We start from the raw sequence: 26,716 nt of genomic DNA, 5'->3' as shown, positions 1-26,716 counted from the left end.
CAGCCCTGATTTCTCCGACATCGCGGCGGATGCCCAACTGTGCGCGCTGCCAGGGGGTGGTGCGTTCACAGATCGAGATCGATGTCGTCGGCCGTCGCATCCGGCGTTCCGGCCGCCAGGTTGCGTTCGGTGTCGGTGAGTTCGGTGGAGTTCACGGTCAGGCGGTAGTGCTGCCGTGGGTCGAAGTCCGAGAACTGGTCGATCCGATCGAGCACATCCCCGACGAGCTTCTTCAGGAACAGCCGTGGGGCAACGCCGACTTTGCCGCCGAGCGCGCCGCCCACAGCACGTGCCAGGTCGGTGACGTAGGCGTCATCGGCCACTCTCTCGACCCGCTCCGCGGAGTCGGCACCGACCGCGTAGAGATCTCGGATGGTGATGCCGAGGGAGGTGAGCGAATCGAGCGTGAAGCCGGGCAAACGCAGTTGCACCGCCCGCGGATTGTCGAACCGCGGCTCGGTGGTGAAGTCGGTGGCAAGGCGCTGGGCGAGCGGGGCGAGCCGCTGCACGCCTTGCTGCCCGTCGTAGAACGCCGGGGTCCCCGTGATCAGCAAATACAATCCGGGGAAGCGACCCGAGTACACCTCGTCGATGAGTTGACGCAATGCGTTGAGAGCTTTGTCGCGGGCGTCGGAACGGACGCGCTGCAGGGTTTCCACCTCGTCGAGGACGACGAGCAACCCGTGGTGCCCACTGTCGCGCAGCACGGTGAGCAGACCCTGCAAGAAACCCAACGCGCCGAAGTGATCGAGTTCGCCGCGCACCCCGGCGGCGCGGCGCGCTGCCGCCGCGACATTCGGCTGGCCACCGAGCCAGGCCAGCACCGCTGCGGCGGTGGCCTCATCACCTTGCTCGAGCGCCGCTCGGTAGCCGCGTAGCGCGGTCGCGAAGGACGGTGCATGCCGAGACACCTCTGCCAGCCGCGCCGCCATCAGCGCGTCCACCGCGGACGAGAGGTTCTCCTCGTCGGCGCCGTCGGCGAGTGCGTCCTCCTCCAAGGCGTAGAACCAGGCGTCGATCACCGAACGCAGGGCGCTGGGCGGAAAGCTGGAGGTGGTGAGGCGCTCGGTGAGCCGCCGGTACACGGTCTCCAACCGGTGCAACGGGGTCTCGGTCTCCGAGATCTGCACCTCGGCGACCGCGAAGTTACGGCGCTTGGCGCGCTCGGCGAGCCAGCGAGCGAAGAAGGTCTTACCAGAGCCGTACTCGCCGCGCACCGCCTTGAAAACCGATCCACCGGCGGCGACGGTATCCAGTTCGGCGTCGATCGCGGCTTCGAAACGGTCCAGCCCGGTAGCCAGCAGGTCGAGACTGCTCTCGGGCACGGCGCCGCGGCGCAATGCGTCGATCACCGCGCGGCGGCGGCCTGCGCTCACCTGGGCCGGTCGAACTGTGCTCACCCCGTCGAGTCTCCCATCTGTACTGTGCTTACTTGTCTCGGCTCGTGTCTATTCGAAACGTGCGAGGCCGGTCCCACCACGCGTCATGGCATCGAACCGGAGATCACGTCAGCTCGAATTGCTCGCGGAGCCGCGGGATGGACAGCTTCAAGGTGCGGCCATCGGCGAGGGTTTCCAAGGCTTCTACGCCGTCGTAGTTGAGCAGCTGGCGCAAGATGGCGGCGAAGCCATCGGCACGATTCGGGCGTTCGCCGATCCGCTGAGCCAGTGCCGTGGCGGACAAGGGTGTCTCGAGCAGCGCACGGACCGCTTTCTCCAGCTTCTGTTCTTGTGGAGGACGGGCCAACAGCAGCCGTTGGGCCTGGAATGTCTCCGAGGCGAGCAGTCGTTCCGCCAGGTCGTCGCGGTCGGATGCCCCAGAGGGGCGTAGCGCCGGCGCGCTTGGATCGACCGGGAGATCGAACATAGGGGCGGTGCCATCGAGGCGCTCCTTGGCCGCGCGAGCGGCCTGTCTATTGCGGGCCTTCGATTCGACCGATGCTGTGGCGGCAGGTGGTGCCGAATCGTCCGGGTTCCACCAGGGTGGTTCCTGCAGACCCAGCTCACGCCATCCCTTGGGCGGTGCGGCACCCAACGGCAGGAACGCCAGTATCGGGATAGTGACTTCGGCGAGCGAGGCGCCGCCGTGGTAGCCGGCTTTCTGTGTGGTGTAGCGAGAATCGTTGTCCCACAGAGCGATGATGGACGCACCGGGCTCCGGCGCTACCACCCGGGGGCCGGACAGCGCGATCTCGGTTTCACCGAGGTGATCGGGTTGCGGTCCGGGGAACCGATGCCGAGCCGATTTGCCGGTCCCGTGGTCGTCGACCCGTACACCGTGCCGATCGACAACGTGGCCGTGGTCGCTGGTGAGCAACACCGCCATATCGTGGTCGGCCGCCGCGCGCAGCAGGGCACGGAGATCGCCGATCTCATAGAGCTGCCACTGCGGATCACCCAGTTTCAGTTCCTTACCAAGCCGGTCGTCGATAGTGTTCAACACGACCGCGACATGTGTATTCGGCTCTTCCAAGGCGGCGGTGAGATCAGTGCCGAACGGGTGTCCCGCCTCCGCCCGCAGGTCGCTCTTGTGGAATACGGCCGCGGTTCTGCCGCCCCAGAATCGGTGCTGTGGAAACAGCCGGCGTTCGTCGTTCTGATCGCCCTGGATGAGCCGGCCGGCGAACAGCGAGGTTCGCGATACGGTTGTCCAGCTGGGCAGGGCCGCGGCCATGGCTCGGCGCCGAGCCTCCCGCTCGTCCGGTACCGGATCGTATTCGCTCCAGCCCGTGCTCAACTGGTCGCCGATGGCGGTGGCGATGGCGGCGCTCATTCCGTCCAACACGATCAGCAGCACGCGCCGCTGACCGGCAATCGGCGCCACCACCCGGTCGAGGAAGGACTCGACAGTGAGCATCCACCCGGGGGCGGTGCCTGCCTCGGTCCAGCCGCGCAAAGTGAGTGCGAATTCGTAGTCGAACTCGCGCCGACGTCGCCGAACTCGTTCGGTCAGGGTCTTGTATGGCACCTTCAACGCCGGATCGGTGTCCCCACCCGCCTCGACGAAGTCCAGTGCGCGATCCACCCAGCCGGTTTCGGCGATGTGCCGTTGCACGGCGTCGGCGACAGTATGCGCGATTGGGTCTGGGTCGCCCGCAAGCCATCGAGTCAAACGCTGCGCCATCTCGATGCGATTGATGCGGACCGTGTACTCATCGTCGGCGGCCAGGTGATGTGCCCGCAACTCGTCGAGGGCCTTTTCGACTGCTGTCGAGTCCCCGCGACCCAGTGCGTGCCCAACTGCGGTGAACCGGGCCTCCAGACCTGCTTTCAGAATGGAGCTGGCCTGAATCGCACTGGTCGCGCCGAAATCACGAGCCAGGATCTCGGCGCGATCCAACGCCGGATAGGCCACCTTGCGAGCCTGCCGAGCCGCCATCGACCACGGCGTGTTCTCGGCGCGGGCCCGTGGATCGTTGGCTCGATCTATCAGGTTCGCGACGTAATCCGCACAGGTCCGGCCGAACACGGCCATCCGGCGGTCGAGCTCCTCCCCGGTCACCGGCGGATGGTCGCCGAGCCAGCGTTCGGCGCGACCCCGCGCCTGGTACACGCTGTGATCAGGGCTCGGGTGCAGCCACAGCGCCGCGCATACCAGTCCGTAGGCGAGCGCGTCGGCGCCGTGCCCAGCGAGGGCGAGGTCGAGTAGCACCTTGCCCGCGGACCCGGCCTGCCCGCTGCGGCCGAGGAAGTCCCGCAGTCCGGTTTGCTCCGCTTCCGGCAGTGCGCGCAGCAGCTCCGGCCCGCCGGGGGTGTGGGACCAGCGCAGGAGCACTTCCGGGTCCAGTCGGCTGGCGCCCGGCTCGACTCCGGACAGTCGCAGTCGCCGCACCACCAGCGCCGCGAGGGCTTCGTCTTGGGAGAGCATCCCACCGGCCACCCGTGGCCAGCCGTCCGCGCCGGCCGCATCGAGCAGTGGCTCGGCAGCCCAGGTTTCGCGCTTGAGCCATTCATCGATCTCGGTGGCGCCGAACGCTTGCCGCACCACTTCCCAACGATCCACCTGGTTGATGCGCTGCCGGAAGGTGCGCGCGAGGATCGCCGGGTCCAGCTCGTCGTGCTCACGATCGGTCAGCACCACCAGCACCCGGGGGTCGCCGGCATTGCTCAGGTGGGCGAGTACCTGTTCGTGTACCGCCAGCACCGACGGTGCCGCGACGACCCGCGCTCGCTGCGATCCGAGTGGCAGTTCGTCGTCGTCCTCCCATACGGGCGCACCGCGCAACAGCACGACGATACGACTGTCGCGATCAGCCGCCTTGTTGCGCATGTAGACCGAAAGGTATTGGGCTACCGCAGATTTCGACAGCTTGAGCGCACTGGCCTTGGCAGTGGACGTCATGCGTCCACCTGATGCATGACCCGCGTCCTGATCATTCGATCACCTTCCAAGTGATCTCGATGGTGGCGCCGGGGTTTCGGTCGACGATGTCCGCCAGGTCCTCGGTGAGATCGGCGACCGCCGCACGCGCCGTGGTCCGGCGGCTACCGGCACGTCGTGCGCCATTGGCTCGTGTGGGCGGGACATCTGCCACCGGGGGATGACTGGTGTCCGTGTCGAGCGGGACCTCACCTGACCGGGGCTCCGGCGATGGGGGCAAGGTGGGAGCTTTCGGCTGCCGGGCGCGGATCAAGGCGGTGACCTTGCGCGGGGTATCGGCCAGTACGGCGACCAGATCGGTGGTGAACTGATCGGTACGTGCGGCGTTGCGCAGCGATTCCAGCAGGGTTTCGCCTTCGGGGCCCAGGTCGGTGGCGACCTCGAGGTGATCCCATGGAGCGCGGGCGAGGGCGTCCGCTACCGGATGTGCCTGTTTGATGGCGGCCCCGTAGCGTTCTGGGCTCGACTCGCCGAGATCGAACCGCGCGAATTCCTCGATGGTCTGCTTCGCCGAGGCAGAACCGGAACCGGCGGAGTCCATCGCGGTCAGCAGCGCGACGGCCTGCCGGGCGATGGACAGCCGACCGGTGTCACCGTCGTCGGCGAGGCCGAGGAATTCGGCGTGCCGCTCCAGCTGCCGCACCAGGTCGGCCGCCGCCTCCTTGTGGGCGCGCGCAAAAGCGATGATCTGACGGGCGAATTGCTGCACCAGCCGGCCGCGGCGCAGTGTCGGCGGCTTTTCCCCGGCGATGGTCTCGAAACGCGAGCGCGCGGTCTCCCAATCCTGTTCCGAGGGAGCCGGTTGCGTGCGCAGGGCGTCACCCGCCTTGATCTGATGCAGTTCCGGCGCCGGATCGAGCGGCACGCCGGCCCGCACCCACACCCGGTCGTCCATCTCCGCGAACGCGGCGACGACAAGGTGCGCCAGAAAGGTATCCAATCCACTGGGTTTCGGCAGATTCGTCCACTCGGTGAGGGTGGTCACCGGGAGGTCGCCGGTGATGCCCTCGACCCTGGCAGTGCGTTTGAAATGATCGGCCCAGAAGCGGGACAGCTCGAAGTATGCCTCGCTCTGCTCGCCCAGACCCAGCGGCACCGCGAGCCGGCGCATGATCTTGTGATCCTTGGACGCATCCACCCGGCCGTCGCGCGCCTCTGCGGCCTTGCGCACATGGGTGAACACGGTCTTCGCGTCCGCGGCTTTGATCGCGATCCCGGTGTGGTCGGGATCGAAGTCCGGGTGAGCCGGGTATTGGTGGGCAAGCAGGGTGCCGGCGACTCGGCGGATCGCGTCGGCCATCGACTGCCCGAGCGGCAGGGCGAGCCCCTCGATGTCGGGCAACGGTTGCAGGTGGTCTTGGAACGACTTCTGTACGTCCGCATCCTGCTTGTCGGCGAGGCCGTATGCCTGTTTGAACGCCGCCTTCAGCTGGGCCATCAGTGTTTCGCGCTGATCGGTCAGCAGGTTGCGGGCCATGGCCCGGTGGTCGGCGTTGAGATGTGCGGCGTACTGGGTGTCGAAGCGGCCCGGATCGGCCAGCGCTTTGTCGATCTTCACCAGCCGCTGGAAGCTGTCCCAGCGCGGTTTGGACAAGTGATCCGGCAGCCAGGCCAGCGTCTGGGTGGGGTGGCCCTGCTGGCGTTGCCGCAGTTCCCGGATGCGGTTCGCGTCCTCGCGGGCGGAATGGTCGTCCTCGTCGAATGGCAGGTCGATGACGATGCGCCACCGAGTGGGATCGGAGGGCTCCAAGTCGTGGTTGGGCAGCTCGTTCTCGTCCCGGACGTTGCCGAATACCACCTCGACCGTGCGCGACGAACCGCGCCACACGAACCGCAGCTCGTCGGCCCCCAGCCGGCCGTCGGCGGGCTGAATGCCGAATTCTTCGATCAAGATTCGCCGTGCCAGAGCGGCCCGGTTGGCGCGGTTGTTGTTGACGTCGGCATTGGCCAGTACCGACTCCAGGTTCACCCCCGACAGTTCCAGCCGCACCGCGGGATCGGCACCGTCGCCGACCTTGATCTCGGCGAACCGGCCGGCCCACTCCCGCACCTTGGCGGCGATCGTGCCGTCTTCCAAACCGGGGATCGGGGCCGTCACCGATCCATAGTTGAGCGCACCCAGCCGCCGGACCGTCAGCTCGTGCAGGGCTGGAGCCCCCGGAGCGAGCGCGGACAGCAGGAGGGTGCCCACGAGCTGGTTGTCACCGACGAACTGCTTGCACCGCCCGGCCAGGCTCTTGTCCGTGATCGTGTCCGGCCGGTGCAGATATTGCTCGATATCGTCCTCGGTGACTTCGTATTGCGCCAAGAGAAATGGCCGCAAACCAGTTTTGTACAGCCGGTCGGCCGCCTCGAACATCACCTTCTTGTCCGCGACGAACGGCCGGTCGCCGCCCGCGGTGATCACCGAATACAGGTCGCCGAGCGGGATCAGTTGCCCCAGGCGCAGGTTGGCGCGGCGGTCGGCGAGCAGTTGCCCCATCAGTTTCAGGCCGGTGCGGGCGCGCTGCAGATCCGACGAGATCTGCACGAGCGTGGAAAGGAACGCGGGGGAGAACGGGTAGGAACGTTTGAACGATGCCTCGTCGGCTCCGGTGCTGTCCTGCTCCGAGCCGAGCAGTGTGTCCCACACCTGCGGGCGCAGGCGCTTGGTCTCCGCGAACGCCGCCTCGATCTGGGCCCGCGCCGCGTCGTCCTTCGGTTTCAGCAGCCGCTCGTGGGCGATCTCCGGCAGGTTGCGGTCCTCCAGTTCGATCAAGTCGAATCGGCCCGACGCCAGGTTGAGGTTGTCGTGGATGGCGGCCTCGTAGGCGCCGGAGGCTTCACCGCCCAGCAGCTCGCGCGGATCGCGCTGGCGCGCGATGAACGACACGATCGGGATCGCCCGCCGCTGGTCGCCGCCTTCCCGGAAGTTCGTCATCTTCTCGGTTTCCCTGGCGATGAACGGCAGGTCGTGCATTTTCTGGTGCAACCACAGGATCAGCTCGTCGAGAAACAGGATCAGCCCGTCATAGCCGAGGGATTTCGCGTGGTCGGCGATCACAGACAGGCCCGCGTCGAGCGAGATGAACCCGTGCTCGTTCTCGGCGGCGTCACGGGTGAAACCGGTGAGCAGCGTTTCGGCGGCGTCGTTGACGAGTTTCGCGCGGAACTCCGCCGGAGTGGACGGGTCCACCAGGTTCAGCCTCGCGCCCGGTTCGTGTGCTTCGGCTGCGGAGATGGCGGTGTCCAGCAGGTCCGAGGTCCAGAACGCCGCGTCGCCCCACTCGTCGTCCGCGTCGGAGTAGCTCGAGTTGAGGGCGCGGAGCACCGCCTCGTCGCCCATGGTCTTGCGCAGGTTCGACAGGCTGTCGAACATGGCATCGGTGCGGTACACCGGCGGCAGCGGGGCATCGGGATGCAAGGCGCGCACATGGTCGACGTATCCGCCCAGCACCCGCTGTTCCATCGCCTTTGCGCCGAGCATGTGGTACGGGACCAGCAGGAATTTTTTCCCGTCGGTCTGCAGCCATTGATGTTTGGCCAAGACCGGCTCGAACTCGGTGCGGCCCCGGGCGGCCGGGTTGCCGGACAGCAGCGCATAGAGCACCGCCATGAAGTGCGATTTACCAGAACCGAACGAGCCGTGCAGGTAGGTCGGTTTGGACGTGTGACCGTCCATTGCCGCCTTGATCAAACCCAGCGCTTGGTCGAAGTTGCCGAGCAGTCGTTCGGTGACCACATAGTCGCGCACCGCCTGTGTGGCGTCGTCCTCGGAGACCGCCTCGACCAGGCCCTGCACGAAGTCCGAAGTGGAGATCGTCTCTTTGATGTCGATCAGTTCGGCCAGGAGCGGCTTGGGTGCCATGTCAATCCTCCCCACGGGTGGTACGGGTGCGCCCGCCGCGGGTGGCGGCGAGCGGGCGCCAGGCGCGCAGATCGTCGTCGGTCAGACCGTGCTCACCCTGAAGCTGCCTGCGGTATCCGGCGAAGAAGGCGGCGGGGGAACCGCTGTAGTTCTCGTCGAACTCGTTGTGCCACTGGTCGAGCCACGGTTGCAGCTCCAGCAGGCCCGCCAGTAGCGGGGTGAGGTCCTTGGTGTCCAAGCTCTGGCCCGTGAAGTATGTGGCCAACGCCTGGGCTTGCTCTCGGTGATCCCATCCCGCCCAGCCGTACAGGGCTGGGGTGGCGGTGTTCATGTTGCCGTAGGAGATGAAACGTTCCTTCGGAACATCCAGTTTGCCGCGCGCCTGCCAGTAGGAGGTGCGCAGGAAATCCGCCGAGGTGTATTTCGGTGGCACCGGGATCGAGTCGCGGATCTTGCGTTTTGCACCCTCGTCCGGTGCGGCATCCTCTTGGCGCTGGAGGTCCCAGACATGCTCCCAGTCGGCGCGCTTCTTCAACCCGGACGGCTTGTAGCGCAGCGCTGCCAGGAACGGGACGTGTTCACTGGTGATGAGATCGGACACGACACGGGACAGCTCTACGCGCGGGGCGTAGAGGGTGGCGACCGAGGTGAAGTCTGCGTCGTCGGACAGCAGGTCGGTCAACCGGGACAGGGTACGGATCACTGGGCGGTCGTCATCGTCGAACCAGAGGCCGCGGGATTCCATGCGGTCCAGTAGCCAGGAGCGGAGAGCTTTCTCCTGCAGAACGTCCCACCCCTCGGATTTCCACCGTCGCTTGTACTCCGGTCGCTCGATCATGCCGATTGCGCGATTCGACTCGATGACGTCGATGCGCTTCTGGACGATCTGTTTGTAAGAATCGGGCCAATGCGTAGGGATTTCGGTGATGGGGATTGAGTGGTGACGGGTGAACCACTCATCGGTTGCCTCGCCCTTGGCGAGTCGGCGGGCCAGGACTATCTCGAAAGCGCGCTCACCCAAGGCTATCTCTGGGACTTCGGCCGGAGGAGCGCTCAGGCCTGGGATGAGGCTATAGAGGGAGTAGACGTGCCAATCTAGTTCTTCCTGGAGCGTGATCATTTTGCCTCGAAGCAAACGCCAACTAGCTTCAGCCTCTCGTAGAGAAGAAGCAGTGGGGGTTGAAGTCGATATCACACTGGACGGGCTGACTTGCGCAAGATGACGCGCCGCGCTATCCAGCGCGGTGCTCAGTTCACCAGGCAACTGTGTCGGAAGAGGAAACTCCTCCAGCTTTGTACCGGTGAACTCGAAGAAGTCGTCGAAGGGAACACGTGACTGTCGTGCACCTTTGGAGTCGACCGTGCTGCCCCTACTGTGGCTCGCCATCTTTAGCCAGAAGCAGGCGGTGGAGCTGTTGAGCAGCCCGAGCAGCCGAAGATGCTCCTCCTCGCTCGCACCCTCCGGCAGCTTGATCACCGGCGCGGTGCGGTTGAAAACCTTCCCGCCCCGGTCCAGCACGAAATGGTTGTGCGTCGCCACGAACGCGAATGTGATTGACAGCGGAGTACTTAGCTTGCTGGTTGTGAGTCGCCCATATTCAGTCCACCGTAGCCCAGATCCCACCTTAGTCTTACCGCCGAACATCATGCTTCTTGAGATGTTTGTGCGCGCTGGCCACATGAATCGGAAAAGTGACGGTACGGTTTCGACAACTACTGATTGAAACTTCTGATCGTACGGAAAAATCGCGTCGTCGAAACCGTCGCCCGCCCAGTCGCGAATCTGGTCGCCTGTCACCATCGGGCGTCGGTATTTGGGCGAGATACCCCGGCGGTCGGCGCTGCGAGGTGGTAATAGGTAGAGATCGTCCTCCAGCGTAAAGCTGGTAATCCCGATAGATTTGGTGGCAGAAGTCAGTTGGATGTCCCCCGCGTCTCCGATCTGCTCCACCATTTCTAAGCCACCATCAACCAGGATCCACGGTTGCTTGCGGAAATATCTGTCGCGCTCCAGGTCGTTGACCGAAACCCACGGGCTGACAGTGCCCGGTTGGTCGATCTGTTCGACGATGGCGCTCCATACGAGCCCTTTCTCGGGACGTTCCGGAGCTTTTGGTTCACCCTGCACACTTCGCACGGTGCGGACAGTCGCGGCGCGGTCCTGCCCGGCGCGTCGTGTACCGATAATAATGATGGTGGGCGTGCCGTGACCGGGGATATATGCACCGGAAGTATCGATCACTTCCGTGAGTTCGACGTTGCGCGCGAAATACTCCTCGATGAGCTTCGTGCCGAATTCGCGCTTCATGAACGAGTTGGCGGTTATCTGGCCGACCCGACCGTATCCACGCCCGTCAGCGTCGCCACGCTTAGCCAGTTCGAAGAATCGTTGAGCAAAGGGAACCGAGAGTGCGTATTTGCCGGAGCATGCGTCGTACAACTCCCGGTACAGCGCGTTAAGGATCTTGTCCTTCACCGTGATATACGGCGGGTTCCCCACCACCACGTGGTACCGCCCCGGCTCCAAGATCCGCGGATGCTCGTGCACATCCTCGGTCGCATAGGAGAACTCGGCGACCGGATCGCCGGGTTCGGCATCATCGATAGTGAGTTCCATCAGCTCCAGCTGCCGCGCTTTGATGAGCGAGTCGCCGATGGCCAGGTGGATCGGCCACTCGTAGTTAGCGGCTTGGGCCAGAGTGTGGATGCCGGCTGCCGCCATGGCCGCTACCAGCAGTCGAAAGCGGGCGATGGCGATGGCGAACGGGTTGACGTCGACCCCGTGCACGGAATCGAGTGCGGCGCGGACTCGTTCGTGCCGGTCCCGGGTGGACTCCTGTTCGGCCCAGACCCGCAGGAGCCGCCGGAACGCGCCGAGCACAAAATGGCCGGAGCCGCAGGTGGGATCGATGAGTTTCAGGTCCCGGTGCCCGAATTCGCGCAGGGCGGGGGTCAAGGTGCGGTCGAGGATGAACTCCTCCACGAATTCCGGTGTTTGCAGCAGCGCATAGGTTTTGCGGGCGTTCTCCGACAGGTCCTGGTACAGATCGCCGAGGAAGCGGGTGTCCCAGCCCGCCGTGCCGTCCTCGCACAGCGGATCGGTGAAATCGTGAACGAGCCTCCCGGATTCGTCACGCGCACGCCAGAAGTCGATGAGTTGCTGCGCACCCTCGTGGGAGAGCGGCACTTGATACAGCGGGTTGTGCGCCGAGTCGAATAGAAGCTTTCCGGCCTGCCCGGTGCCGAGTTCGGCGAAGGCGCGCTCGAGCCAGCCGCGGTAGGTGGGGTCGTCGACAGTGGCGACGTAGTCGTCGTAGCGGGCTTGGGCGAGTTCACGCCGATCGTCGGTGGGGCCGGTGAGGTAGGGCTCGTCGATGAGCCGGTTGTCCTCGCAGAATCGGACGAACACGGTGCCGAGTACCCATGCTGCGGCGACCTGGGTGATGCGTTCGTCGCGCCACGCCGCCCAAGTCGCGGCGGTCCGGCCCACCTTCCTAGCCCGGTCGTATTCGGCCCGCAATTGGGTGGCCGCGCGGCGGGCTTGGTCGGTCTCCGGCCGGTCCAGTTGCCGACCGAGATCGCGTTCGACCGCGCCGACCTGCTTTTTCAGGTCGGTGAGCAGTGCGGTGCGGTCGATCATGCGGTTACTCCTGTGTTGTCGGCCCGTTGGCGTAGGTGCGGGCGAGGCATGTCAGATTTGCGGGGCGATTCTGTGAAGCCGTGTAGTGGAGTTCGGGCGGTGGACCATCGGCCGGTTCGTGCTGCGCCTGGTCGGATCGGCTGCCAGGCGTCGCCGCTCACACCCGGTCTCCCACCGCGGTACTCGCCGGTGAGGCGCGATGTGCGTTGCGCACCCAATCGTCCGGTAGGGAAATCCATTCGTTGAAGCCAGGTTGAAAGGGCACCGCGACGGTGCCTAGCCGCGGCCCGCGGGCAGGGTCGTCTTGTGGGCACAGCAGCCAGAGACCGTGGCCGCCGTGGCGGGCGGTCTCCGCCAAGCGTTCCAGCACACCCATCGCGTCATAGCGGGCGTAGGCGAGAGTGTCGGTCATCAACACCGGAGCCGCCGCGGTGTCGAGCAGTTCCGAGATCTGAGGTTCTACCCGGCCCCATGCGGTTCGCGCGTATTCGCCGAACTTGCGGGCGTGCTGGGTGCCGGGTGCTGCGACGTCGGCTCGCAGGATCGTCTCCCAGGTAGGTTTGCGGCTCGCTGGTATCAGTTCGCGCAACGCCGCCAGGAACAGGGCGGTCACCGATACCGGCTCGGCAGAGAATCGGTCCGTCAGCTCTGCGGCAGCCAGCGTGCTCAGTGGCGCCCGCACCGTCAACACGCGGTATCCGTCCCGGCGCGAGGCGTCGACGAGCTGTTCCTCGGCAAGTGCCGCGGCAGCGAGCATCGGGTCCTCCGCGTAGCGGGTGATCGTCGTCGCCGTGGCACGGCGCCCGAGTCGCTCGGAGAGAAAGCTGGAGGCATCACCGGAGTGTGCGGGCAGAAAACGCAGCTCGTTGTCGTAGCTGCGTAGTTCCAGCTTCAACTCGAAGCCGGCCTCACGCAGCGCGGTTTCCAGCCGCGAACCGGTCGGCAGGGTATCGGCCAGCTCCGGGAACCGGGACCGTATCCGCTCGTGCACCTCTTTTTGCAAGAGGCCCGGTTGTCTATCGCGCGCGACACCGGGAGTCCAGCTCACCAATCCTGCCTGGGTCAGGCGCGCTGCCCGCACCAGCGGCAGATCCCGGGGATAGATCTCCAGCCGTGGCGTCGCCGCCGCGTGCTGCGAGGCGCCCACCGCGATCTGCACAGTTCGGCGCTCGTCCCAGTCGATGGCGCCCGCAGGGGGATCGATGGCCGCCATCCGGTCGAGAACAGTTCGCGCGGTCGGCAGAGTCTCCAAGTCGGCGAGGCGGTCGGCGACCTTGCCCAGCCGCACCGCGTAGTCGAGCAGGGCCGGTGCGGATGGGGTGGCCGATCCCGAGCCCTCATCGGCCTCGAGAGCCAGCAGGACCACCATGGCGGCGTCCTCGGACTCGCGTTTGGCGGTATGCCGGAATTCCGCTTCCACCGGCGTCATCTGCTCCACCTCGACGACGGCACGCACCGCGGCCAACGCCAGAGCGCGGCGTCGCTCCCGGCCGTCCAAGCGGGTGCCGCGCCGCAGCACCAGCGCGTCGGCCAGTTCGGTCGCGGAGGCAACGCGCCCGAGGACCTCCAGCAGTTCCAGCAGTTCGCCGCGCACCGCCTGGAATGCCGGATTCTTCTTCCACTGCTGGCGTTGCCTCTTCAGATTTTGCGAAATCGCCGCCGGGGTGACGCCGAACGTAGCGGCCACCGCCTTCTGGCTGGGCCAAGCCCCGAGGTCGGGCACGTCGGCGACACCGGGCACCTGGAGCAGCCTGGTCACGATGTCGACTTGCCTGGCGTTGGAGCCATTGTTGTTGCGCTCGGGAACCAATTCCGTGACGACGGCATCGAGGCTGAGTGTGCGCATCGCCGCTTCGCCGAGATCATCTGCCGAATCGGAGCCGACCTCGTTCAGTTCCGCGTCCGCGGCCCTGCGGTCCTCCCGCGTGAGCGGTGCGGCGGCGCCGAGCAGCTTGCCCCACTCGCGTTGACGGTCCTGGATCTCGGTGCGGGTGCGCGCGCCCAGGCCCGGTGCGTTGATGAGGCTGCGGCGACTGTAGTCCAAGAGCTGACCGACGGTCGTGATATCCAACCCGTACAGGAATTGTTCTGCCGCCGAGGTCAATCCGGCCGTCGACAGGTGCGTCTCGCGGGTCACCTGTGCTGCGATCCGGTCCCGCTCCTGCCCCGCCGCATCGTCCTCCACGGGGGCGATTCCCGGAGTCGCGTCCTCGTCCGCCTGCGTGGCGACCACCGGCCGGGCGGTGGCCGGGCGGGACGGCACCGATCGAGCGAGATCGAGGAAGATCCGGCGCCACGCATCGCGCATCGGTTTGAGGTCATCGAACCGCTCGGCAGTATTGCGATGCAGTGCTTTACGGAAGAAAGCGACGAGCCCGTCACGAACGGAGGGATCGAACGCGTCCGCGGCGATATCGGGGTACGGGTATTCCTTGGCATCGGTCTGTCGTGCCGACATCGACCCGTCACCCCACCGCGGCAATTCGGCCGAGGCCATCTCGTGCAGCGTGGCAGCCAGGGCGTACCGCTCGGCGTGCGCATCGTAGGACGACCGGACGAGGGTGCCGACGAACGGATCCAAATAGCCGTCCGTGCCCGCCCCTGGTTCCTGGCCCTGATACCAGGCCAGCGAGAAGTCGATCAACACGAGCTGCCGAGTTCGGTTGGGACGCACCCGAATCGCGATGTTGTCCGGTTTCAGGTCGCGGTGCCAGACTCCCTCGCCTTCGAGGAACTCCACCGCGCCGAACAGATATTCGCCGTACGCTTCGAGTTGATCCACAGACAGACGCCCGCTGTCGCGCAGCTGCCGGGCCACGGTATCTTCGGCCCGCCGACGCTTCGTCACTGTGCCGCCGCTGTCGGCCGGAGTGTCCAATTCTCTTTCGTCGCCGACGTATTCGATCAGTAGCGCGGTACGATCGCCGATCGTCATCAGGCCCGGCTCGACAACCTGGATGATGCGCGCGTCCTTGCGCAGCCTGCCGAGCACCTCGGCCTCGCGAGTCAAGCTTTCGACCCGATCGTCCGACAGCGCCACCTTCAACACCGCGAACTGGCGTGACTTCGCCTCGGCTCGAAGATCCCGAACGAGGAAGGCACGGCTCGTCGATCCGGTACCCAACCTGCGCCGCACTTCCCACCGGCCCGACAGCACGTCGCCGGCGACCGCTTCGAGGGCGTCCTTCTCGGGCACCGTCGGCTCGGGATCATGCGCCGTTGGCGCGGTCAGGTCGTCTTCGACGATCTCCAGCAGCTTGAGGAACTCGTCCACCGTCGCCAGCCTGCGCGTCGGCTGGTAGGCGGTCGCGGCGTCCACCAGGTCGTCGATGTCATCGGACAACCCGTCCACCACCGCACCCGGACGCAGACCCGTACCTGCCTCGAACCGGGCGAGAAGCTCCGCTTGGCTGGCCGCAGGTGGTTGGCCGACCACCAGGAGATACGTCAGCGTGCCCAAGCCGTACACGTCCATGGTGATCGGATCGGCCTTCGCCGCGGTCAACTCCGGCGCCAGATAGACGTCCGTCCCCGGGGCGAGATGCGCTGCCGACACGGCGGTCGGGGCGAAGCGGGTGAGACCCCGCACGCGGGTGGAGCTGCGCTGGGTGGCGACCTGCCAATCCGAGATCTGTAACAACGGGCTCTGCCACCGTTGTGGGCCGCTCAACTCCCGGCCCGTGCTGTCGCGCACCCGCGGCACCACATGCACCGCGTGCGCCGCCAGGCCACGGTGATAGACCCGGGCTTTGTGCGCGGCCCGGATGGTTTCGGCCAGCTGCCGCACCAGCGCGATTCGGTCGCGGATATCGAGGCTGGCCCCATACTCGGCGAGGTACTCGTCCAGGCGCAGCGTGTCCGGGCGGTAGTCGAAGATCAGCGCCGGGCCGGCCGGATGCCCACCGGAGTCGATGTCGACGAACCGCACCACGCCAGGATGGCGGAACCGGTGCAGAACCGCGGCCTCCCGCTTGGCCGCCTCGTACACCGACGTGCGGGCCGCCTGGTCGGCGCCGCGCTCGCTCAGGTATATCCGGATCCGCGCGGGAGTTCCCAGATCGGTGTGCTCGGCCCGGTAGTCGGTCCACGTGGGACCGGTGCCGATCGATTCGATCAGTTTGTAGGCGCCGACCATCCGATCCGCCTCGCTGCGCCCGATCCCGATTCGGTCCAGCGCCGCGGCGATCTTAGCTGCTCTAGCTGGGCTGATCCGGTTTCGATTCTCGGATGGCGGTTGCTGCAACACCTCCGCAAGCTCACGAATCGTGTGCGTGTGGAGGCGGTCGCCCTCGGGCACCTCGAAGCGCAGATCAGGATGCGTGAGGCAGAGCCTGCTGTCCACGAACACCTGAACCCCGGCCTCGGCCAGCAGGCTCGCGAGTTCCTTCGCCTTCTGATTGACCAGGTGCAGCGGATTGCGCTGCGACTTCCGCCGACCGTTGTCGAACGTGCGCACCCAGCTGCCGTTCTCGACCGTCAACCGGCCGCGCCAATCCTTCAGTTCGATCAGGTGCACCCCGTTGGGGGCGATCACCAGGAGATCGACCTCACGGATATGGCCGTAGCGCTCGGTGAAGGTGAAGTTGGACCAAGCGAACCAGGGATCGGTATTCGGCAGCTTCGCGCGGATCGCCTCGAGCCCGCGCCGCTCGTGGTCGAAGCTGGACTCGGTGACGGTCGTCCACCGGCCTTCGTCCATGCGCGCATCCCCGCCATTTCTCGGTCGACCCGAATCCGTCGGCTGCATCACCAGCGGCCGACAACCTGCCAGCGTTTCATGTTATCGGTGCGAGTCGGCGAATCGTCACACCTTTACGAAGGAGCTGCGACGAGCTCTCGCCGGAGAGAGCTCTCGACCAGCACCGATGCAGAAACCCTCGCAGGGGCTGGAGCAACCCTGCCTCAGTCGAGCTCATACGTGTCACGGGCGATCCTGAATCGGCGGCCATGAGGCCGCTTGTCGCGGCAGGCGATGCCGTCGGTGTGGCTGGTACAGGTGTAGGAACCGGCGGTTTTGCTGTCGCCGTAGGCGAGAACCGGTAACTGCCGGTTGATAAGTGTGTCCGAGACGCAACTGAACTGGGCGCCCGTAGGAGTGAGGGTGATTGTGCTGCCGTAGCGCGGCTCCAGGCAACCCGCTGGATCGGGAGGGGCGTAGGTGTAGTTCTCCACGTCGCAGCGAACGCCCGCTTCCGGTCCCTCAGGTGTGATTCGACAAGCCAGATTCATCGACGGTGATTGGAACAGCGTCGGCGCCGACGCATGGTATTGAGATGCGAGAAAGGCGGACGCTGCCATGACGGCTGACAGGGCGCCACCACCCACGAGCACTGCTATCACAATCGCGGTGTTGCGCCGCTGGCGTGGGGATTGCGGGTGGGTCGGTGGTGGTGCCGGTACCGTCGGTCGCGGAAGTTCCTCGCGTCGGTATCGGGGTGGCACCGGTGGCGGTGGCTGAGGCGGCGGTGATGTTGTCGGCTTCGCGCCGGCTCGGTCGGCTGGACGCGAGGTCGACTCCGTGTGAGCAGTGCGCTCGGTGGCTTCGGACGTCGATCGAGTAGCCGAGGTCGCTGGTCGCGGAAGCTGTTCGCGTCGGTATCGCGGCGGGACAGGAGGTGGGGACTGCCGCGGCACGTTCGGCTGCGTAGGCTTTGTCGGCTCCGAAGCTGTTCGGTCGGCCGGGCGCGTAGCGTTCGTCGGTCGTTGTGCGGCTTCGGCAGCCTTGGGCATCGTCGGTGGCGGGGTCGTTCGGGGTGGAAGGCGTCTGTCCTTATAGAGGTTGTGCAGGCCGACTGCGAGGTCGGCGCTACGGTCCGCAGGAGCCTTCGGTTTCGGCATGGCCGTTGTTGCGGCCGGTGTAGGTTGCGGCGTCGGCGGAGAATGTCTGGCCACGTGATCTGTCGGCGACGCGGAGCGATCGGCCGGGAGCGAAGACGGGATCGGGGTCGAGTCGCGGTGGCGGGCGGCGGTGGCGAAAGAGCGGAACTGTGTCTCGTCTATGAAGCGAAGGAGTCCAGCGTGGTCGAGCTCGATCTGTGGTGTCGGGTTCGTGGAATGAGCGCTTGAATACAGCATGATCGCACCGCTGACCGCGACACGCTTGCCCTTGATCCTGGGCAGGTACTTGCCGCCCTTACTCGTTGTCCCTCCGTACTTCTTGTAAAGCGCGTCCGCGACCGATCCGAATCCGACGATGGTGAAATCGCCCTTCTTGTAGTCGCCGAGGTTGATCACCGCCAGACGACCGTAGATGGTGTCGAAGACATTCGTCCGCACGATCGTCCCGAACACGGTGACCGGCTGACCTTCCTCGGCACGTAGCGCCTCGGCCTCGCGCGCCGCGAAGACAAGTGCCGTCGGCACGCTGTGGCTATCGTTGTTCCGCGTAGTGCTCCCGCCTGTCAGCGCAGCCGGGATCTGCGCATAGGCGGTCAGACAGGCCTGGCGGAAACGGCGGGTGCGGTTCTCGAGGCTCGGCATGCGCGACAACTCGGAGAAGATTCGAGAGTTGTCCGGGTTCGCGAAGTCGGCGGCTTCGAACAGGATGTTCTCGCCGGTACCACCGAAGTCATCCCACAGCGTAGGTTTCTGGGCCAGTGCCGCGAGCGACAACTCGATACTCTCGGCGGCAAAAATATCGAGCGTAGGGTCGTACTGTCCACTGCGGCCCGGGTGTTGGTAATTCCGGTGACCCTGCTCGATGGGGCCGAAGCCGGCCAGGTCATCGAGGTACATGCCGTCGTAGTCGATCAGCCACACCGAATGGTCGGGACGGACAAGGATATTGCCGTGCTGTAAATCACCGTGTGCGGCGCCGCGGGCCCGCAACGCGGCGGCCGCGTCTCGAATGCTCGCGCGCACAGTGTTCAGCAAGTCAGGGTCAGGTTTGGGCGCCCCGGCCCAGTCTTCGAGCCATACTCCGAGAGGCCGGCCGTCGACCCATGGCATACGCACGGTGGGATAGTGCTCGCCGTTGACGAGGATCCCGTCGGCGCGATACTTGACCGGAACGAGAAAGTCGAGGTCCCGGTTGTCGGTGATGAACTGATCGATGCGTTGGTAGCGGTCGAGCAGCCGGCGATCCCGACCTTCGTTCTTGTGGAAGCAGCGAACAGCCCAGCGGATCCCGCCACTGTTGATCTGAAAGGTTGCTGCGAAGCCACCGGACGCGACGACCGGCATCCGTTGCGGGTTCAGCTGTGCGGTGCCGGTCTTCAGCACATCGTCGTTCCGGAAGGCATGTACGGGGTTCTGAACCGCTTGCCGGTACTCGCTCAGCGATGGGAATCTCATGGTCTCACCACGCAAACAGTTGTGTCGTCGTTGTCCAGTTCCTCGTGCAGGCGCGCTTCGACCACCCAGTCGGCGAATCGTTCGTCGGACTCCACGTGACACATTGCGAAACCGATCCGGTGTTCCCGGAGGTGGCAACGTAGTAGGTACTTGGCCAGCGCGTCGGAGGCCAGGATGAAGACGTCACCCGACTGGTAAGTGCCTTCGGTCCGCCACAAAGCGGCACGGAACGAATCGTTGTCGGTCGTGTGGATCAGCCGGGGGAATCGATCGAACTGCTCCCAGTCATCGATCGGTCCGGCAACGAGCAGATCTGCACCGCGCAAATGCAAAAGGCACGAATCACCCACTGCTACGGACCGGTACCGATGGTCTGCGGTATCGAGTTCGAGGCCGACGAACGCGGCCGCACCGCCCTCTTCGAGCTTTGCTCTCGCGTACCAGGGCAGCTTGCGTTGATGGACTTCGCTGCGCCACAGGCGACGTAGCTCAGGCAGTACGTGGGGATCGAACGGGTCGAGCCCTCGGCCGACAAACGCATGCACCAAGATTTCCGCCCACACTTCGGGTCGAGCAGAGGTCGCCGCTCCATCAGCTACCGCGAACCTGAACTGTCCGGCGCCTCCGCGGTCGTCGTTCTCGCCGGGATCGCGGCCGTCTTTGGCAACCCATCCGAGTGTGGCCGGCACTCCCGACATCAGGCGTACTCGCCTCCTGGCGGCAAGCTCCGGCTCGCGCTGAGCGCTCGGCCGTCGCCGCTGGTGAGTTCCGCGAGACCGGTCGGCGTCACCGAACGCGTCCCGATGTCGATGAACTCGATCACCGCAGTTGCGTCGGCGTTGTACAGGAATCCACGTGATCCTGCCTGCACCGAATATCCGAGACCGGCCGCTGCGTCCAGCATCGATGGGGGTAGTTCGCTGGACAGTTCGTACAGCATCGCGGCGTTGGCATCCGGTAGGACCGCGGCGGAACTCGGAAAATGTACCGGTAGGGTCGACACGCCCGACAAGTGCAGATTGAACACCAGCGCTGCACCGTCGTCCGTGCCCAGCTTCCGAATCCGGTTTCCGACGTCAGTCGGGTCACCATCAGTGCTCGCGCCATCGGTCACATTGATCACGATCGGGGGGAAGCTCGTCGGGTGAGCAGTACACCAGGAGGCAACCACCGCTTCGATCGTCGTGAATGCCGCCACCATCGGAGTCGCGCCGTTGGCCGACGGATCCACCCACACCGGCATATGTTCCTGCACCGACACCAGACCGCCCGCGCCATCGGGCCTCCGCCGGGTCACGGTGTCCACTCGCAGCGGGTTGTCGGCCACCACACCGACCGGCACGATCGGGTTCTCGCTGTCGCTGCCGTACAGCACCGGTCGTACCCCGTTGCCGTAGCCGAAGACACCCACCTCGAAGTAGTTGTAGATCTCCTCGCCGCCACGGCTGCAGAGCAGCACCGCGTTGCCGAGCACGTTGTTCACCGCTGCCGCGAGTTCTTCTGCCTTGGAGCGTCCCGCTTGTGCCCACGGTTCGGACATCGAAAACGACTGATCTATCGCCAGAAGGAGTAGCGCTGGTCGCTTACGATTGATTTCTGCCGAGTACATGTCGGATCTTCTCTCCCCACTAGATCGACTTGATGCGAAGCAATAGTTGGTCACAATACAACTGGATGCCGAGATGGTCCGCGATGAGCGATGGTGGCGGGTCGCGCTCGAGCCCGCGCTCCGAGAATCACCAACCCTGCACGGAGAACTGCTCCTCCGCGGTGTCATAGAGGCGCCACGCGGGCAGTCGGATCGAGGTGGTGTGATCCGCCGTATCCTCCCGGAGTTCCCGGCGAGCAAGCATCAAGCGCAGATGACGGGCGTGATCCTGTCCGTCACTCGCCCCGGGATCCAACACCATCGCCGTCCTGGAATCGTCGTCCCGGCGTACGACTGCGTCGGTGCGGTGTCCGCAAACGATCTCTCGAAGTTCGACCTTCGATCCTGGGCGGCGGCCGGCGAAATCGTAAAGCCGGTCGTAGAGCTCATCGGATACCGAGTCGTCGGATGATTCGGTCCCACTGCCGCCGGAGTTCACTAGAGCGGCTCCGATTCGACGCCTCGACCACAGCTCACGGTTACCGACCATGACGAGGTGGGAGCGCGCGCGAGTGATGGCCACGTTCCACAGGTTGAGTTGATTGTCGATCCAATTGATCGAGCCGGAGGGCATTCCAGGTGCGGCGACCAGCGAGTAGATCATGATGTCGCACTCGCCACCCTGGAAGGTGTGCACGGTACCGACTCTGACGTGATCGAAGTTCCGGCCGAGTTGCTGTCGGATTACTTCGGCCTGCGCTTTGAAGGGAGTCACGACGCCGACCGTGGTGTCGTCGGGCATCCTCCCTGGTTCGAGCAGGAATCTCACTGCATTGACTACGGTGTTCACTTCGGCACGATTGATCCAGGACTTGCCGGAGAGCGGTTGCTCCGCAGCTCCTGCGACATGAGTCCAATGGATCGGAGCGCGGTCGGTGATGGTGGGGCGCCCGCGGACATCGGTCATCACGGTGAGCCGACCCTCGTAGAACAATCCATTGACCAGCTCGGCGATACTCGGGTGGCACCGGAAATGCTCGTCGAGCAGAAGATGACCGCCCGCCGCGCGCTCACCGGCGCGGAAGCCGGAGTGCCTGCGGTAAGACATCCGGTAGCTCTCCAGCCATGCCGAACTCACACCGGAGCTTCGAGCTGCTCGGGCTTCCTCGTCGGCGTCCAGTTCGGCGATGTGTGGCAACTGCATCGGGTCGCCGATGATCAACGCCCGACGAGCCCGGAAAAGCAGCGGCAATATTTGTGGTATCGAGCATTGGCTGGCTTCATCTATGACCACCAGGTCGAACAAGGCAGGTGCCGGGGTGAAGTACCTGGCCGAGAGTGTGCTCACCGCCCATGCTCGGACCACTGGAAGAGCCGTCTTGATAGCTCGCCAAGTCCGTCCGTCCGCGTTGGCGTCGACGAGGTCGGCGATCGCGCGATGTCCAAGCATGGCATTCGAGCGCACTGTGTTGTCGAGGGAAGCCGTTGATGCTTCGCGTATGGCGTACTCGGCCGCTCGCAGGCCGTTGAGGAGTTCCGTGTCGTTAGGGATGTGGTCGATTCGCTCACGCAGGGCTCGCCAACCGTGTTCCGCGGTGGCGAACTCGGCGAGGGCCGCGCAGCGCTCGGCAGCCGGTTCGGTCGATTCGGGGATTCGCCATCGGCGAAGCAACCGGGACTGCCGTGCCGTAGGAAACAAGCGTGCCCTACTTACGCGCTTCGCCTGGCGGGCGATCGAGTCAGCGCGAGTTCCCTCGAGCTGCGAAACCAGGTCGGCAACCGATACACGCAACCGCGTGGCCTGAGCTTCGCGTGCTCGGCCGAGATCGAGTAATTCGCGTTCCAGTTGGGCAACATTCCGCAGCAGGTCGCGCTGGGTGCCGAGGATCTGCTCGGCATGACGCAGCGCCGCGGCCATCGTCGTGGGAGTGCTCCCGGGTGCGGGAACCTTCAGCAGAGCGCGCAGAGATTCGTCTGTGGCCTTCCGGTATTCGACATTGCCGGTGCGGATGATGCTTCCCGATGACAGCTTTTCGCACCGCTCCCAGACCTCATCGACTGCCTGGTTGTTGGTCGACGCCACCAGGACGGTCTGGTTGTTGGTCACGGCTGTGGCAACAAGGTTCGTAACCAGCTGGCTCTTGCCGGTGCCCGGCGGTCCGGTGGCTATGGTCAAGCGCCGCGACATTGCTGATCGGAGGACCTCTTCTTGAGCTTCGTTGCACGACAGAGGCGTAGCCAGTTGGAACGGCCTTGTCTCGGTTTCGTGCCGGGTGCGATCGCTGAGATCGGGCGACAGAGCTGCGAGCGCGGTGTCTTTGATCTTGCCGACCTGCTTCTCGATATCGTCGAAGTCGTCCAGCAACTTCGATGTGGGATTGCTGCTGCGGCGCACACGGAACAGCACCGCGGCGTTCCTGGCCCCGTCCTGCGGGATGTCGGCATCGATATGGTCAGCCAATTGATCGGGCCGGAGTTTCTGTACGCACTCGATCTCGAGTTCCTGGGTCAGTACCTTTCCGATGTCGTTCGCCATCAGGGCGTGCTGACCGGTATGCCAGGCCGGCCGGTACTGCTCGTTGAATGCGGCCGCCGTGCCTTCACCCAGGCGTTCCTCCACGAGGCCGGGATGCGCAAGCACCGGCCCGGTCGGCTCGAGCCGAATTCCTTGCTCGGTGGAAACGGCCTCGATCCGCCGAACAAGCAGCGGGGCGAACCTGCGCCGGACACGGTTGCGGCCCTTCGGCTGGTTCTGAAGAACCACCGCAGGATAGCCCGCCCACAGTTCGTCGTCTGCCGCGGTCGCTTGATCGACAAGATCTACGGCCTCGGACGGCACTGCGATGCGGTGGTCGGTATCCAAAGTTCCGGAGAGAAACCTTTCGGACCCGGCCAAGCACACGTGGGATACGCCATGGTCATCGACCGACAACGTCGGCATCGCGCTCTGGCCGGTACTCAGACAGCTTCGGTAGTACGCCAACAGTTGGGGCCAGGTCGGCAGCGATGCCGACTTGGCCGAATCGGGTTGAGAACTCGGATCGCGTTCGCCATCCGTGCGGCGGGAGACCGCCGTCAAAGTTGGTGGCCCTTGCGGGCGTGATGCGATGACGATGCGATCGTCGACGAGCACGGCGGACTTGACCGGAACCTGTGCGGCCCGGACTCGCATGCGCTGGTTGACGTAGTCGAACAGGTCGTCGACCGTCACTTCGCCCGTTTCGGGCTTGGCCGCATCACCGTTGCGTAGTGCCTCGACGATCTCCCCCGTGAAGACCGAGGGGGTGATCAGCTCGGCATCGGGAGAGCCGGCGAACGAGTCTTCGCTCGCCCGTGATGACGACAAAACGAAGACGCCGCGCCCTTCCACCGGTGGCCGTTCACGAGGCTCGTTGATTCCCTTTGCAGTTCGGTCATCCGTCCGCAGCCCGAGCGCAAACCCGCCGCTACGGCAGCAGTCGATCATCAACAGCTTCTGCGGTGCCACACATTGCTCGAGCTGGGTGTTGACGAACCCTGCGCCCACAGCGGTTGCGGCGACATTGTCGAAGTCGCTGTCCGTGGCGATGAACTGGAATTCACCGGTCGACTGCGCCAGCCGGGTTCCATGGCCGGATATGTACACCAGTGCCAGTTCGTCCTCATCGCATCCTTCGAGAAAGTCACCGATCTCATTGCACATCCGTTCGGCGGTACAGTCGGCGACTGGGCGTACGTCGGCGAAAGCGCCGATCTGCCGGTTCAACAGCACCTGTCCCAATAGCGAGATGTCGGCGCGCACGGATGGCAGCGGCGCGAATCGATGATCGGTGTAGTGCTCGTTGCCGATCAGAAGTGCTCGGCGTCGGAGGGTGCCGGTCACGGTGCGTCTGCTTCGTGGCCGGTGGGCCGATCCGAGGAATCGCCCGCGCTGTCGACCCTGCCGGAGCCGAACAGCTCGATGATCTGCCGGAGCTGATCGCCGGACTGGCCGACGATAGTTGCCGAATTACCGTTGTAAGTGAGTTCGACTTTTCGATGCCGATCGCGCGCACACCATTCCTTGATCAACGTGATCAGGATGCGCGCCCCGGCAGCTGCGGCCGGTGTGGCGATCGACGCCCACAAGACCAGGTCACTGCCGGTAGCGCCTTTGCTGCCCTCGATGGCCGCATCCGGGCCGACCTGGATAATCCCTGCGGCGATGTCCTCGACCGCATCGAGTTCGTCGCGTAGCTCACGTGTCAGTTGTTCCACTCGTAGAGCGTCCCCGCCACGCTGAACTCGGATCAGCCAGCGGTCGTCGACGAATGCCATGTTCCCCCTCGATCTTCATCTGCGTGCGTTCGATCCCGAAGACGGGTCCGTGTCGGACTGCACTATACAACTGCGAATCCGTTGTAGCGATCGAAAGATGTTGTGACACTGTAAAATTCCATTGACTGTGCAAGCTGCGGGTCGCTCTTGTCAGGCGATGCTTCCTGGTTGTCCCGGCCGCCGACAGCGGCCGAATCGGGCGGTGCATGGGCGGGCCGGAGGTCGATATCGTGGCGGTGACTACATCCGCGTGGTTCGTTTGCCGATGGCGGCGGAGAGTGCGTCGAGTTCGGCCAGGACGTCGGACGCCGCCCAGATGCGATTGCGCTTGTTCTCCGACAGCACCTCGAGGACTCCAGCCTCCGTCAGCCTGCCGAGGGCCCGATACACGCTGGCTTCGGTAGTGCCGGTCATCTTCTGCGCGGTGTCGGCGTTGAATATCGGTGTGTCGAGCAAGGCGGCCAGTACTGATTCGTCGGCGGAATTCGCTCGTGGTCTGGCGATTGCGCGCCACCGAGCTGGCAGATCGGCGAGCGCACGGGCCGATTCTTGGGCGGCCTCACAGGAATGAATCGTCGCCGTGGAGACGTACTCGACGAACTCGTCGACGTGCCCTTCGCGATAACCGTTCAGTTGCGCGAAGTAGCGGCCGGTGTCGGCGAGCATCGCTGAGGCCAACGGAACCGTGACCCGCTGAGTCAGCCCGCGACGGCGGAGGATCGCGCTGATGAGGGCACGTCCGATCCGGCCGTTGCCATCGGTGAACGGATGGATGGATTCGAACTGGGCGTGCGCGACAGCGGCCTGCGCAAGGATCGGCAGATCGCTACGGCCGACAAAAGTGAGCAAATCGTCCATCAGTTCCGTGACGAGCTCCGGCGGGGGCGGAACGAACAGCGCGTCGATCGGTGTGTAGTCGCTGCCTCCGATCCAGTTCTGCACCGTCCGCAGCCTGCCCGAGTCCTGCGCGGTGTAGTAATCGGGAGCCATCAGCAGACGGTGTGCCTCGAGCAAGGAGGCAAGTGTGATCGGACCATCGCCGGCCGCGGTGACCAGTGCGGCCAACGTTCGTACCGCAGCCAGCTGTGACTTCGCCTCCTCGCTCGCTTTTCCGCCGGCGACGGCTCGGCCGAATGCTCGCCAGCCCGCGTCGATGTGCTCGATCTTCGATGACGCCACGGATTCGCTACGGAGCAAGAAGTCGGCCAACGGCGCCAGATGTTGACCGTAGCCCGCCTCGAGCCGAACGACCGCGATCACGGCGTCCTCGTGCGCTCGTGCGACGGTGCCCCCGACCGAGTACGTTAGATCGGCGATCCGGGGTGGTATCGAGACTTCGATCTCGGTGAGAGTTCGGTCGGCGCGCGACCCCTGGCGGTGGCGAGGGTGCCAGGCGCGGCTCTCGGTGCGGTGCGGCGGCCAGCCCATGGCGTCTCCTCTGGACGAAAGCGCAACCAAATCTAACTTTACTATATCTAATACTGCAAAAAGTATAATAGCAGAAGCATTGCTTTAGATTAAGTGGCTTACAAGGAGCTGCGCGGCGCTCAGGAAGGCGTCGCGGGCGGGTTGGTAGTCCTCCTGCGCGACGGTGTTCGAGCCCGCAGGGATCTGGATGGCGGCGATCGCCTCGATGCCTGTTGACTTGCGCATCGAACTGGGCCTGGCCATG

At 65.0% G+C, this 26,716-nt stretch carries 12 protein-coding genes; all 12 read right to left on the bottom strand.

The features are described 5' to 3' along the window. Positions 1 to 65: 65 nt before the first annotated feature. Positions 66 to 1,400, bottom strand: a complete 1,335-nt coding sequence (brxD, locus tag ABZ420_RS24115; protein WP_357126729.1) for a BREX system ATP-binding protein BrxD — start codon at positions 1,398 to 1,400, stop codon at positions 66 to 68. 103 nt (positions 1,401 to 1,503) lie between these two features. Next, the gene (gene pglZ, locus ABZ420_RS24110) at positions 1,504 to 4,341 is read right to left on the bottom strand and encodes a BREX-2 system phosphatase PglZ (protein WP_357126726.1); all 2,838 of its coding nucleotides are present in this window, start codon (positions 4,339 to 4,341) and stop codon (positions 1,504 to 1,506) included. A 31-nt stretch (positions 4,342 to 4,372) separates the two neighbouring features. After that, positions 4,373 to 8,227: a phage resistance protein gene (locus ABZ420_RS24105; RefSeq protein ID WP_357126723.1), complete on the bottom strand. Its 3,855-nt coding sequence runs from the start codon at positions 8,225 to 8,227 to the stop codon at positions 4,373 to 4,375. Between the two features lies 1 nt (position 8,228). Further along, positions 8,229 to 11,867, bottom strand: coding sequence for a BREX-2 system adenine-specific DNA-methyltransferase PglX (pglX, locus tag ABZ420_RS24100; RefSeq protein ID WP_357126720.1), 3,639 nt, complete (start codon positions 11,865 to 11,867; stop codon positions 8,229 to 8,231). Between the two features lie 157 nt (positions 11,868 to 12,024). Continuing rightward, entirely contained in the window at positions 12,025 to 16,566 is a 4,542-nt protein-coding gene (gene pglW / locus ABZ420_RS24095; protein ID WP_357126717.1) for a BREX system serine/threonine kinase PglW, read from the bottom strand. A 203-nt stretch (positions 16,567 to 16,769) separates the two neighbouring features. After that, positions 16,770 to 19,160: a hypothetical protein gene (locus ABZ420_RS24090; protein ID WP_357126714.1), complete on the bottom strand. Its 2,391-nt coding sequence runs from the start codon at positions 19,158 to 19,160 to the stop codon at positions 16,770 to 16,772. Further along, complete coding sequence (locus tag ABZ420_RS24085) at positions 19,157 to 19,849, bottom strand: hypothetical protein (protein WP_357126711.1); 693 nt, start codon at positions 19,847 to 19,849, stop codon at positions 19,157 to 19,159. The genes ABZ420_RS24090 and ABZ420_RS24085 overlap by 4 nt, the downstream gene beginning before the upstream one ends. 8 nt (positions 19,850 to 19,857) lie before the next feature. Next, complete coding sequence (locus ABZ420_RS24080) at positions 19,858 to 20,700, bottom strand: VWA domain-containing protein (protein ID WP_357126709.1); 843 nt, start codon at positions 20,698 to 20,700, stop codon at positions 19,858 to 19,860. A gap of 196 nt (positions 20,701 to 20,896) precedes the next feature. Beyond that, entirely contained in the window at positions 20,897 to 24,610 is a 3,714-nt protein-coding gene (locus ABZ420_RS24075; protein WP_357126706.1) for an AAA domain-containing protein, read from the bottom strand. Then, the gene (locus ABZ420_RS24070; protein WP_357126703.1) at positions 24,607 to 24,984 is read right to left on the bottom strand and encodes a hypothetical protein; all 378 of its coding nucleotides are present in this window, start codon (positions 24,982 to 24,984) and stop codon (positions 24,607 to 24,609) included. The genes ABZ420_RS24075 and ABZ420_RS24070 overlap by 4 nt, the downstream gene beginning before the upstream one ends. Before the next feature lie 300 nt (positions 24,985 to 25,284). Further along, complete coding sequence (locus ABZ420_RS24065) at positions 25,285 to 26,472, bottom strand: Fic family protein (RefSeq protein WP_357126700.1); 1,188 nt, start codon at positions 26,470 to 26,472, stop codon at positions 25,285 to 25,287. Positions 26,473 to 26,556: 84 nt separating this feature from the next. Beyond that, entirely contained in the window at positions 26,557 to 26,697 is a 141-nt protein-coding gene (locus tag ABZ420_RS24060; protein ID WP_357126697.1) for a hypothetical protein, read from the bottom strand. Positions 26,698 to 26,716: the final 19 nt, after the last annotated feature.

Origin of the sequence: Nocardia sp. NPDC005745 (assembly GCF_040630775.1) — a bacterium.
Taxonomy (GTDB): Bacteria; Actinomycetota; Actinomycetes; order Mycobacteriales; family Mycobacteriaceae; genus Nocardia.
Note: the sequence above shows the minus strand (reverse complement) of the source record. Positions and strands in the feature narration are given on the sequence as shown.